Origin of the sequence: Nonomuraea sp. NPDC048892, assembly GCF_040649735.1 — a bacterium.
Taxonomy (GTDB): domain Bacteria; phylum Actinomycetota; class Actinomycetes; order Streptosporangiales; family Streptosporangiaceae; genus Nonomuraea; species Nonomuraea maheshkhaliensis.
Genome location: NZ_JBEZFZ010000002.1, coordinates 635,302 through 649,195, shown reverse-complemented (window position 1 = coordinate 649,195; position 13,894 = coordinate 635,302). Strand labels below are relative to the sequence as shown.

Genomic DNA, 13,894 nt, shown 5'->3' with positions numbered 1-13,894 from the left:
CGTCCGACACCGGAGAGGACCCAGGTGAACACGCGTCAGCACGCCTCCAGCAGGTCGGTGCGATGGCAGGGCATGGCCGAGCACATCGTGCGCAGGGGCTCCGTCTCCGTCACCGAACTCGCGGAAAACTTCGGGGTCAGCCTGATGACCGTCCACCGCGACCTCGACGAGCTGGCCCGCCAGGGCATGGTGCGCAAGGTCAGGGGCGGGGCGACCGCCCAGGCCAGCAACGTGTGGGAGAGCAACATCGCTTACCGGCTCAAGGCGCACACGGCCGAGAAGGACGCCATCGCACGGGTGGTGGCGGGGCTGATCGAGCCGGGCAGCTCCGTGATGCTCGACGACTCCACGACCGCGCTGGCCGTGGCCCGCCACCTGGACGAGCTGCTTCCGCTGACCGTGGTGACGAACTTCCTGGAGGCGATCAGGCTGCTGGCCGGCCGTCCCGACCTCCGGCTCATCGCGCTCGGCGGTGAATATCACGCCACGCATGATTCGTTCCTCGGCCTCGGGTGCGTGGACGCGGTCGAGGCGGTGAACACCGACCTGGCCGTGGTCTCCACCTCGGCGATCTCCGAGGAGTACGCCTACCACCAGGAGCAGGAGATCGTGCTGGTCAAGCGGGCCATGCTGCGCTCGGCGTCGCGGCGGGTGCTGGCCGTGGACGGCTCCAAGCTGGCCAGGGTGGCGCTGCACCGGGTGGCGCCGCTGGCGGACTTCGACGTGGTGGTGGTCGACGCGAACGCCCCGGCCGACCTGCTCCAGCGACTGCGCGACCACCACGGCAACGTCCTGGTGGCGGAGATCTAACGCCCGAAGACGTTATTTCTAACTCGCGTCTTGTTAACAACGGGCCCGCTTGCTAGAAAGTGAGGGCTTTCGTCCCCCCAGACTAGGAAGCAGCATGCCGCATCCCTCACGCCGGGGCTTTCTGGGCTTAGGCGGCGCCGCCTTCGCTCTCGCCTTCACCTCCGATCTGGCCGATCCGTGGACCGCCGCCCGCGCCACGGTCAGGACCGCCGACTACCCCTTCCAGCTCGGCGTCGCCTCCGGTGACCCGCTCCCCGACCGGGTCGTGCTGTGGACCCGGCTGGCGCCCAGGCCGCTGGAGCCGCTGGGCGGGCTGCCGTACCACCGGATCAGGGTCGACTGGGAGATCGCCGAGGACGAGGCGTTCGCCCGCCGCGTCCGCCACGGCTCCGCCTGGGCCACCCCCGAGTACGGCCACTCGGTGCACGTGGACGCCAAGGGCCTGCGCCCCGGCCGTGACTACTTCTACCGCTTCCGTACCGGCTCCGAGCTCAGCCCCGTCGGCCGGACCAGGACCGCACCCGCCCCGGACAGCAGCCCCGAGTCGCTGCGCCTGGCCTTCGCCTCCTGCGCGTCGTGGCAGGACGGCTACTACACCGCCTACCGCCACCTCGCCGAGGAGAACCCCGATGTGGTCCTCCACCTGGGCGACTACATCTACGAGTTCGGCATCGTGCCGATGGGCGGCAACCGCAACACCCCGGTGCCCGAGCAGTTCCGGGTGCAGTGCGACACGCTCGACCGGTTCCGCGTCCAGTACGGCCTCTACAAGAGCGACCCCGACCTCCAGGCCGCCCACCACCGCGCGCCCTGGATCGTCACCTGGGACGACCACGAGGTGCTGGACAACTGGGCCGGCCGGTACGGCCCCGGCGGCGAGGTGAGCGAGCAGGACTACCTGGTGATCAGGGCCAACGCCTTCCGCGCCTTCTGGGAGAACATGCCGGTCCGCCTGCCCTCCGCCGAGGGCCCCGACGCGCGCATCTACCGCCGCTTCACCTTCGGCGACCTGGCCGAGTTCAACGTGCTCGACACCCGCCAGTACCGCGACGACCAGGTCTGCGGCGACGGCCAGCAGGTGGACTGCGCCGACCGGCTCGACCCGGCGCGGCAGATGATCGGCACCGCGCAGGAGCGCTGGCTGCTCGACGGCCTCGGCGCCTCCCGCGCCAGATGGAACGTGCTCGCCCAGCAGGTGGCCATGATGCAACTTGACTTCGACCCGGGACCGGCGCAGCGGCTCAGCATGGATCTGTGGGACGGCTACCAGGCGGCCAAGGACCGCCTGCTCGGCGGCATCGCCGACCGCGAGGTGAGCAATCCCGTGGTGCTGACCGGCGACATCCACTACAACCTGGCCGGCGACCTCAAGCGCGACTTCGACGATCCCGCCGCGCCGGCGATCGGCGTGGAGTTCGTCTGCACCTCGGTCAGCAGCGGCGGCAACGGCAACCCCACGCAGGGCGTGCCGCCCGGCGGCACCGACCCGGCCAACCCGCACCTGCGCTTCTCCAGCTACCAGCGCGGCTACGTGTCCTGCGAGGTCACCCGCGGCCAGTGGCGCTCGGACTTCAAGGTCGTCCCGTACGTCGACCGCCCCGGAGCCCCCGTCTCCACCCGCGCCAGCCTGGTCACCCTCGACGGCGCCCCCGGCCTGCACGTGCTCTAGGAAGGAACAGATCATGCGCATCCTCGCCGCCGGGGCCCTCGCCTTCGTCCCGATGATCGGCGCTCCACCGGCCACCCCCGAGCCGGAGACTCCTCCGCAGGCGGTCTCCGTCCAGGTCGAGCCGGGCGTCTCCAAGGGCACGGGCAAGCTCGTCCCGACCGCCGGGGCGGACAAGCTGGTCGCGCCGCTCGGCGTGGACCCGGCCTGCCCCGCCACGCTCAAGATCGGGATGCGGAGCGAGGCGAAGAAGGCCGCGTACGCGACCATGCGGGTCGAGGCCGACTCGCCGCTGACGGCTTCCCGCGCGATGCTGACCAGCTATCTCCCGCCCGGCTACGAGGTCCGCGCGAAGCTGCTGGTCGCCGTGCCGCCGGGCACCGCCGAGGGCACGTACGGGCTGCGCCTGCGCACGCCGTCGAGCACGCTGAAGGTCCCGGTCGAGGTGGTGCCGGTGGACGGGCTCGACAACGGCGGCAACCTGGCGCTGCGCCGGCCCGTCACCGCGTCCTCGCAGCACACCAACGCCAACTACCCGCCCTGCAGCGTGGCCGACGGCGACCGTTCGTCCAACGGCTGGGCCGGCGGCAACGGCTGGAACGACGCCACCGCCAGGTCCTGGCCGGACACGGTGGCCATCGCGCTCGGCGGCGCCCGACAGGTGTCCAGGGTGGACCTCTACACGCTGGACACCGAGCGCTACCCGGCCTCCAGGTACGGGCTGCGCGACTGGGACGTCCAGGTGCGGGCCGGCGGAGGGCCGTGGCAGACGGTCGCGCAGGTGCGCGGCAACACCGCGGGGACCGCCCGTTCGGACTTCGCGCCCGTCGCCGCCGAGGACGTCCGCGTCGTCGCCCTGGCGTCGAACGGCGCGAACGACTACACACGCATCATCGAGGTCGAAGCCCGCTGAGCACCACCACGGCGGCGGGCCTGGAGAGCAGCAAGGGAGAGCACCGTGACGAGCAGCGGGACCAGTAGCGAGGCCGGTAGCGGGAGCAGCGGCGGGATCAGTGGCGGGATCAGTGGCGGGATCAGCCAGGACATCAGCTCGGGGAACGGCGGCGCACTCTCCAGGATCACCCCGCGCCGCGTCAAGGTGGGCCTGGTCGCGGGCGGACTCGGGGCCTACTGGCCGCAGTTCCCCGACCTGCTCCCCCAGCTCCAGCGCTCGGCCGCGCGCGTCTCCGAGCGCATGCGGGAGTTCGACGCGGAGGTGGTGGACGTCGGCTTCATCTCCGACGCCGAGGAGGGGGCCGCGGCGGCGGAGAAGCTGCGGGCGGCCGGCTGCGACCTGATCGTCGGGTTCCTGACGACGTACATGACGGCCACCATGCTCGTGCCGATCGCGCAGCGCAGCGGCGCGCCCGTGCTGCTGATCAACCTGCAGCCGACGGAGTCGATGGAGCACGCCACCTTCGACACCGGCCAGTGGCTGGCCTACTGCGGTGCCTGCCCTCTGCCGGAGATGGCCAACGCCTTCACCCGCTGCGGCATCCCGTTCCGGTCGGTCTCCGGCTATCTGGAGGACGAGCGCGCGTGGCAGCGCATCGGGCGCTGGGTCAGGGCGGCGGGTGTACGGGCCGCGCTGCGTCACGGGCGGCACGGCCTCATGGGCCACCTGTACCCGGGCATGCTGGACGTCGCCACCGACCTGACGCTGGTCAGCGCGAACTTCGGCGGCCACGTGGAGGTGCTGGAGTTCGACGACCTGCGGGTGCGCGCGGAGAAGGTCACCGACGCCGAGACCGCCGACCGGGTGGGCCTGGCGCGCGAGGTGTTCGAGCTGGCCGACTCGGTGAACGAGGACGACCTGGCCTGGGCGGCCCGCGTGTCGGTCGGCCTGGACCGCCTGGTCGAGGACTTCGCCCTGGACAGCCTGGCCTACTACCACCGGGGCCTGGACGGGGAGATCCACGAGCGGCTCGGGGCGGGCATGATCCTCGGCGCGTCCCTGCTCACGGCGCGCGGGGTGCCGGCCGCCGGCGAGTACGAGCTGCGTACCTCCCTGGCCATGCTCGTCATGGACCGGCTGGGCGGCGGCGGCTCCTTCACCGAGCTGCAGGCGCTCGACTTCGCCCGCGGCCACGTGGAGATGGGCCACGACGGCCCCGCCCACCTGGCCATCAGCTCCCGCCGCCCGCTCCTGCGCGGGCTCGGCGTCTACCACGGCAAGCGCGGGTGGGGCGTGTCGGTCGAGTTCGACGTGACGCGGGGGCCGGTGACCGCGTTCGGGCTGCGGCAGGCCAGGGACGGGAGCTACGGCTTCGTCGTGTCCGAGGGCGAGGTCGTGGAGGGGCCGCTGCCGCGGATCGGGAACACGACGTCGCGGGTGGACTTCGGCTGCGATCCCGGCGAGTGGACGGACGCGTGGAGCGCCAGCGGCATCTCCCACCACTGGGCCCTGGGCACGGGGCACCGGCTCGCCGAGCTGCGGGCGGTGGCCGACCTGATCGGCGCGGAACTGACCCACGTCCAGCCCTGACACCACCTCGGCGTCCGGGTCACGGCGCCGTCGCCTGACCGGTCACGCCCCCGCTTCCGGCTTCACTCGGTATGGGGCCGCGCAGGGCGGCTTTGAGGCCGTCCAGGAGAGAGGTGGTGGGGGTGAAGCCCAGGTCGTGCCGGGCGCCGGCCGGCGTGCAGGTCCAGTCGGCGTGGCGCAGCTCGCGTACCTTGTCCCGGTTCAGTGCGGGTACGTCGCCGCTCAGGCCGGGCAGCCGTCCGGCGAGGTGGGTCAGCGCGGCCACGGCGGCCAGCAGGGACACGGGCACGGGCAGCACCACCGGGGCGCGCAGCCCTGCCGCCTCGGCGACGGCGGCGCAGATGTCCTGCCACCGGTAGGCGACGCCGTCGCTCAGCGGGTGCACGCCTGCGTCGGGGTCGTCCGCCCGGACGGTCGTGCCGCGCTCGGCGGCGGCGAGCAGGGCCGCGCACAGGTCGTCCACGTGGATCATGCCGTAGCGGCGCGGCCCGAACCCGGGCTTGGGCACGAGCCCGAGGCGGATCATCCGCAGCAGCGCCGGCACCAGGGCGGGCTCGCCGGGGCCGTGCACGATGCCGGGGCGCAGGATGACGGCCGGCACGCGGTGCGCGTACGCGCGGACGACGTGTTCCGCCGCCAGTTTGCTGGCGCCGTAGACGGAGACGGGCCCGCTCCCCCGCGCGGGCCCGGCGGCGGCCAGCGAGGAGCACACCACCAGGCGCGGCGGCACGGGCATGGCGGCCAGGGCACGGACGAGGCAGGCGGTGCCGTCGCGGTTGACCGCCCAGAACTCCGCGTCGGTGCGTGCCTTGACCACCGCCGCCAGGTGGATCACCCGATCGGCGCCCCGCAACGCCTCGCCGAGCCCCCGGCCCGTGGCCAGGTCTCCTTCGGCCACGCGCACACCCTGCTCGCGCAGCGTCCCGGCGCGCTCAGGACGACGGACGAGCGCGGTCACCGTACCGCCGCCAGCCAGGATCGCCCGCGTCAGGTGCCCGCCCACGAACCCGGTGGCCCCGGTGACGAGATACCGCGTCACCACCGGCCCCCGGCGCCCGCCCGCCGTGGCCCCGGCCTGCGCGAACCCGCGTGGCTCTGGCGGGCGAGGGTGTCGATCATCACGTGGCTCCTCAAGGACTGTGCCCACCCCCGGCGGCCGGGCGGGAGGGTCGCGCGGGCTGGGGCGCCACCCTGCGTCGTCACAGTAACATCACGGATGGTCACGCTTCGCTATGGTTGAGTGTCACGAGAACGAGTGACCCGAATCGGATTAGAGACTTCATGATCGACGCGCTCGGCGCACGCCCAGGTGTACCGCAACCCGGAGGCCGGCTCGCCGGTGCGCGTGGCCGCCGCCTCCTGGAGCCGTGGATGGGCAGCGCGGTGCTGCCGGCCGCCCTGCTCGTGGGGGACGGCGTCGTCGATCGCATGTTCGGCCGTACGGACGGCATGTTCGGCCTGTGGTTCCCCGGCATCGGCAAGGCGGTGATGCTGGCCGACCCCGGCCTGGTCAGAGACGTCTTCCGCGCTCCCGGCGGCGTGATCGACTCAGCGGAGGCCAACCGCGTCCAGGAGCCGGTCATCGGCCCGCAGGGGCTGGGCAGGCTGGACGGCCAGGAGCACCGGCGGCTGCGCGAGATCATGGCCCCCGCCATCAGGAATCGTGTCTCCGCGCGCCTGCGCGCCGCGACGGAGGAGCTCGCCCAGCAGGTCGCCGACCGGTGCCCGGCCGGCACGCCGTTCGCGCTGCGGCCCCGGCTGCACGCGGCGCTCATGGACGCGATCCTCGACGTCACCCTCAGCGTCGATCCGGCCCGCCGGCACGCCTGGCGCGAGCCGCTGCGGGAGCTGTTCCGCCGGGCCGACTCCTACGAGATCACCGTACGGTACGCGCTGCGGCGCGCGGGCGGGATGGCCCTGTGGCCGTCGTACCATCGCGCGAAGGAGGCCTGCGACCGGCTCGTCTACGACGAGATCAGCCGGCGGCGGCGCGAGGGCGAGGGCGACGACCTGCTCGGCGTGCTCATGCGCGCACGTGACGAGCGCGGGGCGCGGCTGACCGACCAGGTGCTGCGCGACCAGGTGATGAGCATGATCGCCGGCGCCCGCACCACCACGGCGACCGGCCTGGCCTGGGCGTTCGAGCGGGTGGTACGCCATCCGGAGGCGCTGCGGCGCCTGTCGGCGGAGAGCGACGAGGGCACCTCCGACGTGTACGCGACGGCGGTGGCGTACGAGGCGCTGCGGGTGCGGCCGCCGGTCGCGTTCTTCGGCCGGGTGGTACGGCTGCCGTTCGAGCTGGGCGGGCGGGTGCTGGCGCCGGGCACCACGATCATCGTCCATCTCCGGTCGCTGCACCACGATCCCGGCCTCTACCCCGACCCGGCCGCCTTCCGGCCCGAACGCTGGCTCGGCCGGCGGCCGGGAGGTTACGGCTGGATGCCGTTCGGGGGCGGCTCGCACACGTGCCTGGGTGATCGGCTGGCGGTCATGCAGATGAAGGCGTTCCTCCAGGTGTTCACCCGGTCGCTGGAGCTCGCTCCCGCCGAACCGGCGGACGAGCAGATCAGGTGGAAGGCCGTCTCCAACTCCCCCGGCTCCGACTGCCGCCTCATCGCCCACCCCCGCCACTGACCCCCGTCCCCACCCGACCCACCGCCGACCGGGCGGCGGCGGGCGGGCGGCGGCACGGTGGCGGGCCGGGCGGCCGTCAGGTGGCGGGGGTCAGAGCCGCAGCCTGGGCCAATGTGCCGTGTCGCGCAGGAGCTGCCGGTCGTGGGTGGCCAGGACCACGGCGGCGGCCGTGCCCTCCAGCCCCTCGGTCAGCTCCTCGACCAGAAATGCCGACAGGTGGTTGGTGGGCTCGTCGAGCAGCACGACCTGCGGGCGGGAGGCCAGCAGGAGGGCCAGGTCCAGCCGCCGCTGCTGACCGATCGACAGCTCGGTCACCGGCCGGTGAGCGGCCTCGGAGGGCAGCAGCCCAAGCTGCGTGAGCCCAACCCGGTCGCCACCACCACCGCCATGACCGTCGCCGTCGCCGGGCGCGGAAGGGAAGGTGTAGGTGTGGTCCAGGGCTCGCGGATCTGGGGTCGGCGCTCCGGCGCCTCCTTCGAAGACCTCGAACGCGCGTCGCCGCGAGGGCGCCGGTGATTCCTGGGCGAGCAGGCCCACCCGGATGCCGCGTCCTCGCTGGACGGATCCCGAGCCGGGGGTCAGCAGCCCGGCGAGCACGGCCAGCAGGGTCGACTTCCCCGAGCCGTTCGGGCCGGTGACCACGAGCCGGTCGCCCGCGTGCAGGTGCACCGACACGGGCCCGGCGAGCCGGCCGGGCACCGCGACCTCGTCGGCCCGCAGCAGGGTGACTCCGGGTGGCGCGTCCAGCACCGGCTTCCGGAAGCGCAGCGGCGGCCTGGGCACGTCCACCACGTGCGCCTCCAGCTCCTCCTGGCGCCGGTGCACGGCTCTGACCAGGGCGGGCGCCCGGGTGGCGCGCGTGTGCTTGCCGGTTCCCTTCTCCGGCCGCCAGCCGGTGGACAGCCGGTTCTGGGCGGCGGACAGATTGTCGGCGAGCCGCCGCCGCTCGTTCTGCTGGTCCCGGTACGCGATCTCCCAGCGTTCCCGTTCCGCGTGCCTGGCCTCCCGGTAGCCGGCGTAGCCGCCTCCGTACATCCGGGGACGGCCGTCGCTCGTCGGGTCGAGGTCGAGGACGGCGGTGACCACGTCCGACAGCAGCGCCCGGTCGTGGCTGACGAGGACGACCCCGCCCGGGTGCGCGCGGAGCCTGGCGGTAAGGTGGTCGAGGCCGGACGCGTCGAGATGGTTGGTGGGCTCGTCGAGCAGCAGCAGGTCGTGGCCGGCGCCCAGGAGGCAGGCCAGCCTGATCCGGTAGCGCCGGCCGACGGACAGCCCGGCCAGCGGCCGGTCCCGGTCGTCCACCGCGCCGAGTGCGGCGAGCGAGACGTCGACGCGGCGGTCGGCGTCCCAGGCGCCGATGGACTCGGCGGCGGCGAGGGCCGCGGCGTAGGCCCGCTCGGCGTCCTGCCGTCCCTCGGCGAGCGCGAGGGTCGCCGACTCGAACGCGCCGAGCATGGCGTGGACCTGGGCGAGTTCGAGGTCGATCAGGTCGCCGACCGTACGGCCCGCATCGGCCGGGATCTCCTGGTCGGCGACTCCCAGGGTGCCGGCCCGGTGCGCCGAGCCGGAGTCGGGGGCGAGGGCGCCGGCGAGGACCCGCAGCAGCGTGGTCTTCCCCCGGCCGTTCTCGCCGACCACTCCCAGCCGGTCACCGGCCGACACGGTCAGGTCGACCCCCGTCAGTACGGGGTGACCGCCGCGGGCGAGCCACACGTCGGTGGCGTTGAGATGGGCCCGCGCACGCGCGGGCGGAGCAAGGGCGATGGACATGTTTCCTCCGAGAGCGGGCTCGCGCACGCCTCGGCACGGCACAGGGCGGTGGTGCGGAGGCGGGGATGCCCGGAACGAGCGACGACGTCGTAACGTCAGCCGGAACGTGCTCACGTGACGGGCTTACGTGACAGGGAGTGCGGTGGCCAGGAGGACGACGCCGAGGGAGCCGGCGAGTGAGGCCATCGCCAGGGTGCGGGCCAGCACCGGGCGGCCCGCGCCGGAGGCCCAGCCGTGTGCCGCCGCGGCGACCATGACGGCGCAGAACAGCGCCAGCTTCGCCGCCAGGATCCGGCCGTAGCCGGGCTCGGCCAAGGTGGCCCAGGTGACGCCCTTGTGCCAGGCGATGGCCACCCCCGTGGCGAGCTGCACGGGCAGGAAGACCGCGACGGTCAGCAGCCCGAAGCGGCGGCCGACGGCGGTCAGCACCTGGCCGCGCCGCTCCTCCTCCAGCAGGCGCCTGGCCAGGGGCAACACGACCAGCGACACCGTGAGCTGCCCGCCCACCCACAACGCGGCCCCGAGCACGTGCAGAAACCGCACCACCGTCCACCAAGTCATCGCGCTCACCTCCAGCGCACCGTACCGGCCCACCGGGGCGGGTCCTGAGACGGGTCCCGGGAGGCCGCCCGCTAGCGATGGTCGTGGGCCGGCGGCTCCAGGATGGGGGCGAGGACGTACCTGGTGGTGGCCCAGGCGGCGTACAACAAAGGTGAGGCCACGAGCAGCACGCCGAGCACCGGCTTGGCGAGGACGACAAGCAGGGCCAGGGCGAGGACGACGAGGGTGGCCGCGGACAGGTACCAGCGGCGGGCCACCAGGAACAGGCACGGCCGCAGCAGGGAGCGCAGCCGCGTGCCGGGGACGGCGGCCAGGGTGAGCAGGGCGAACGTCAGGGACATGACCAGCGCGGCGGCGGTGCAGAAGAAGGGCACGAGCGCCGGCCCCCACGCGGTGCCCGCGACGGCCACGGTGTCCACGGCGAGCACGCCGACGGCCGCCGCGCCGGCGGCCCAGACGGCCAGGGCGCGCGGGGCGGCCCGGCGGTAGGAGCTCCAGAACGCGCGCGCCATGCCCGTGGACCCGCGGCCCAGGGCGTCGAAGCAGCCGAACGCCCCGGCCAGCGCGGGGCCGCACGGCAGGGAGAGCAGCGCGAAGAACGGCCACGACGCGAGCGGGTCACCGACGATGGCCAGCGCCGCCAGCAGTGGCAGGCAGGCGGCGGCGAGCAGGACGTTCGTCATGAGTCCCGCGTAGACGATGTCGAAGATCCGCTCGTAGGTGCTCTGGCGGGCGGGGCGCAGCAGCCGCCGGGCGGTTCCGTACCCGCTCATCACTTCAGCCCGCTGGTGGCGATGCCGCGGATGAAGTACCGCTGCCCGAACAGGAAGATGACCATGATCGGCAGCACCGACAGCACCGCGCCCGTCATGATCATCGCGTATTCCGCCTCGTACTGGCCGACGAACGAGCGCAGCCCCAGCTGGATGGTCCACAGCTCGTTGCTGGTCAGGTAGATGAAGGGCCCCATGTAGTCGTTCCACGTGCTGACGAAGGTGAGCAGCGCCAGGCTGGCCAGTGCCGGTTTGGACAGCGGCAGCATGATGCGCCGGTAGATGCCGTACTCGCTGAGCCCGTCGATGCGCGCGGCCTCGCACAGGTCGTCGGGGATCGACATGTAGTACTGCCGCATGAGGAAGACGCCGAACGCGCCGAACGCCTGCAGCAGGATGATCGACAAGTGCGTGTCCGTCAGCTCGGCCCGCTGCATCATGATGTACTGCGGCACCATGTACGCCTGCCACGGCACCGCGATGGTGGCGATGTAGGCCAGGAAGAGCGCGTCCCTGCCGGGGAAGCGCACCTTGGAGAAGCCGTAGGCGGCGAAGCTGCCGGTCAGCACCTGCAGCAGCGTGATCACGACCGACAGGAACGCGGAGTTGCCCAGGTAGGTCAGCAGCGGGATGCGTTCCCAGATCTCGATGAAGTTCGACCAGCGCAGCTCCGGCGGGATCCACTGGATCGGCACGGTGAAGACCTGGTTGTTCCGCTTCAGCGACGAGGACAGCATCCACGCGAACGGCACCAGCACCAGCACCGTCACCACGGTCAGCCCCGCGTAGGCGAGCGCCCCGCGCAGCGTGGACCGGCCGCCGCGGGGCGTCGTGCCGCCGGCGCCGGGGGCGGGTGCGGTGCCGGGAGGAGCGGCGGTGTCGGGCAGCGCGGTCATATGGCGCTCCTGCGCTCGTTGATGCGGAACTGGACGACGGTGACGGTCAGCACGATGACGAACAGCACCAGCGCGACGGCCGAGGAGTAGCCGAACTGCCCCTCCTTGATGCCCTCGCGGTAGACGAGCTGGGCCAGCACCAGCGTGCTGCGGCCCGGCCCGCCGTTGGTCATGACGACGATCAGGTCCAGCACCTTGAAGCTCTGGATCGTCAGCATGACCAGGACGAAGAACGTCGTGGGCCGCAGGCACGGCAGCGTGACGCTCCAGAACCGCTGCCACGGCCCGGCCCCGTCGACGGTGGCGGCCTCGTAGTACTCGCGCGGGATCGTCTGCAGGCCGGCCAGGTAGAGCACCATGTAGTAGCCCATGTCCCGCCACACGCTGGTGATGATCACGGCGGGCATCGCCCAGTCGGTGCTGGCCACCCAGCGCGGCGGCTCGGTGACGCCGATCGCCTCCAGGAGCTGGTTGACGGGGCCGGCGGTGGGGTTGAACAGCATGTTCCACACGACCGCGACGGCGACGAGCGAGGTGACGTACGGGAAGAAGGCGGCGGTGCGGAAGAACTGCACGCCCCGGATCCTGCGGTTGAGCGCCATGGCCAGCCCGAGCGCCGCCACCAGCGTCAGCGGGATGTGCCCGGCGGCGTAGAAGAGGGTGTTCCTGAGCGCGACGTGGAAGTTCTCGTCGCCGAACATCCGCCGGAAGTTGTCCAGGCCGACCCATTCAGGCGTGCTGTAGGAGTCCCACTCCAGGAACGCCAGCGCGAACGCGGCCAGCATCGGCACGAGCGTGAACAGGGCGAAGCCGACGAAGTTCGGGAGGATGAAGCTCCACCCGACGAGGATGCCGCGCCAGGCGCGTGCCCGGCGGGGCGGGGCCGGCGTCGGTTGCGTCAATGCCTGAGTCATGGTTTCCTTCGCGACGCTCCGTCGAGCGCGGGACCCGGGATCGCTCCCGGGTCCGCTGCCGGGCTAGTTGAGTACCTCGTTCTTCACCCGCTCGTTCATCGAGCGGATGCCGTCGGCGACGGACTTGTCGCCCACCATGATCAGTTCGTGCTCCTCGTTGAGTATGGTGTCGATGTCGGAGGTGTTCTCGCTGACCGGCATCTCCAGCGCCACCTTGTCGGGCTCGAACGCCTTCTTGGAGCGCTCGTCCGACGGCATGCCCTTGAGCCCGAAGTACGCCTTGGTGATCTCGGGGCTCTGCAGCGCCGGCACCACGCCGACCTTGGTGATCGCCTCCGCGCCCGCCTGGCTCGCGGCGAACTGGACGAACTTCTTCGCCGCGTCGGCGTGCTCGGCGCGCTTGTTGACGGCGAACGCGGTCGGCGAGCCGAACGTCGTCGTGCCGGTCGCGCCGGCCCGCTGCGGCATGGGGGCCAGCCCCCATGCGACGTCGCTGGCGCCCTTGGCCTTGGCCTCCAGGATGCCGGAGATGTACCAGGTGCCCATCGGCATCAGCGCGGTCTTGCCGCCCTCGAACTGGGTGCGGTAGTCGGCCTGCTGGGACTTGGCGGTGCCGAAGTCGAGCACGGCGCCGGCGTCCTGGAGGCCCTTGGCCAGGTTGTACTGCTCGGTGAAGAAGGTGTAGTCGCCGCCGAGCTGGTCGCCGCCGGTCTGCGCGGCGGAGATGGCCTGCACGACCGAGCGCCAGGTGTGGTGGTAGGCGCCGTGCACCTTCTCGCCGCCCTCGCCCTGGGTGAGCTGCTTGGCCAGCTTGGCGTACTCGTCCCAGGTCAGCGGGTCGGGCAGCTCGACGCCGGCCTTGTCGAGCAGGGTCTTGTTGTAGTAGAGCAGCCAGAAGTCCTGCCGGTACGGCAGGGCGTAGTAGGCGTTGCCGACGTTGAACGCGTCGAGCCCGGCGAGCTTGGCGCTGCCGGGCGACTTGGCCAGGTCGGTGAGGTCGGCGAGCTGGCCCCGGCTGGAGTAGCGGGAGTAGTCGGTGACGTTCTTCATCGTGATCACGTCGGTCTTGTCACCGCCCGCCAGCATCGTGGTGACCTTCTCGGGGTAGTCGTCGGCGAGGATGTCCACCGGCTTGACGGTGATGTTGGGGTTGGCCTGCTGGAAGGCGTCGAAGAGGGCCTTGAACTCGGGTGTCTTGGCCAGGTTCCAGACCGTGACGCTGAGGGTGATCTTGCCGTTGGGGTCGGCGGGCTCGGGGTCGCCGGAGCCGCACGCGGCCAGGGTGAGGGAGAGCGCGGCCACGATGCTCAGGCCCTTCACCACCTGCCGCCGTGTCCGGGGCTGCGCTGACGTGATCATGGGATCCGGTCTCCTTCTCCGTCACA

The 13,894-nt window shown here is 72.3% G+C and carries 12 protein-coding genes; 5 read left to right on the top strand and 7 right to left on the bottom strand.

What is annotated here, in order from left to right:
* Positions 1–24 precede the first annotated feature (24 nt).
* The 4 genes from AB0C28_RS08315 (at position 25) to AB0C28_RS08300 (ending at position 4,961) form a co-directional block, all read left to right on the top strand.
* Complete coding sequence (locus tag AB0C28_RS08315) at positions 25–810, top strand: DeoR/GlpR family DNA-binding transcription regulator (protein WP_357842277.1); 786 nt, start codon at positions 25–27, stop codon at positions 808–810.
* A gap of 94 nt (positions 811–904) precedes the next feature.
* A complete protein-coding gene (locus AB0C28_RS08310) occupies positions 905–2,479 on the top strand; it encodes an alkaline phosphatase D family protein (protein ID WP_357842274.1) in 1,575 nt (524 codons plus the stop codon).
* A 13-nt stretch (positions 2,480–2,492) separates the two neighbouring features.
* Positions 2,493–3,389 carry a discoidin domain-containing protein gene (locus tag AB0C28_RS08305; RefSeq protein ID WP_358073450.1) on the top strand — a complete coding sequence of 299 codons (897 nt, stop codon included), beginning with the start codon at positions 2,493–2,495 and terminating at the stop codon, positions 3,387–3,389.
* A 45-nt stretch (positions 3,390–3,434) separates the two neighbouring features.
* Positions 3,435–4,961 carry an L-fucose/L-arabinose isomerase family protein gene (locus AB0C28_RS08300; protein ID WP_358073449.1) on the top strand — a complete coding sequence of 509 codons (1,527 nt, stop codon included), beginning with the start codon at positions 3,435–3,437 and terminating at the stop codon, positions 4,959–4,961.
* Between the two features lie 19 nt (positions 4,962–4,980).
* Here AB0C28_RS08300 and AB0C28_RS08295 read toward each other — a convergent pair whose 3' ends face one another.
* Positions 4,981–6,000 (bottom strand): NAD-dependent epimerase/dehydratase family protein, encoded by a 1,020-nt coding sequence (locus tag AB0C28_RS08295; protein WP_358073448.1) that lies wholly within the window; start codon positions 5,998–6,000, stop codon positions 4,981–4,983.
* 332 nt (positions 6,001–6,332) lie between these two features.
* Between AB0C28_RS08295 and AB0C28_RS08290 the strand changes: the two genes are divergently transcribed.
* The gene (locus AB0C28_RS08290; protein WP_358073447.1) at positions 6,333–7,595 is read left to right on the top strand and encodes a cytochrome P450; all 1,263 of its coding nucleotides are present in this window, start codon (positions 6,333–6,335) and stop codon (positions 7,593–7,595) included.
* Between the two features lie 90 nt (positions 7,596–7,685).
* Here the strand turns inward: AB0C28_RS08290 and AB0C28_RS08285 are convergent, their stop codons facing one another.
* The 6 genes from AB0C28_RS08285 to AB0C28_RS08260 form a co-directional block, all read right to left on the bottom strand.
* Positions 7,686–9,365 carry an ABC-F family ATP-binding cassette domain-containing protein gene (locus tag AB0C28_RS08285; protein ID WP_358073446.1) on the bottom strand — a complete coding sequence of 560 codons (1,680 nt, stop codon included), beginning with the start codon at positions 9,363–9,365 and terminating at the stop codon, positions 7,686–7,688.
* Between the two features lie 123 nt (positions 9,366–9,488).
* Positions 9,489–9,926, bottom strand: coding sequence for a hypothetical protein (locus AB0C28_RS08280; protein WP_357842259.1), 438 nt, complete (start codon positions 9,924–9,926; stop codon positions 9,489–9,491).
* 71 nt (positions 9,927–9,997) lie between these two features.
* Positions 9,998–10,699, bottom strand: coding sequence for a hypothetical protein (locus AB0C28_RS08275; RefSeq protein WP_358073445.1), 702 nt, complete (start codon positions 10,697–10,699; stop codon positions 9,998–10,000).
* Entirely contained in the window at positions 10,699–11,595 is an 897-nt protein-coding gene (locus tag AB0C28_RS08270; RefSeq protein WP_358073444.1) for a carbohydrate ABC transporter permease, read from the bottom strand. The genes AB0C28_RS08275 and AB0C28_RS08270 overlap by 1 nt, the downstream gene beginning before the upstream one ends.
* Positions 11,592–12,509, bottom strand: a complete 918-nt coding sequence (locus AB0C28_RS08265; protein ID WP_357842250.1) for a sugar ABC transporter permease — start codon at positions 12,507–12,509, stop codon at positions 11,592–11,594. The genes AB0C28_RS08270 and AB0C28_RS08265 overlap by 4 nt, the downstream gene beginning before the upstream one ends.
* A gap of 63 nt (positions 12,510–12,572) precedes the next feature.
* Complete coding sequence (locus AB0C28_RS08260; RefSeq protein WP_358073443.1) at positions 12,573–13,868, bottom strand: sugar ABC transporter substrate-binding protein; 1,296 nt, start codon at positions 13,866–13,868, stop codon at positions 12,573–12,575.
* Positions 13,869–13,894 lie beyond the last annotated feature (26 nt).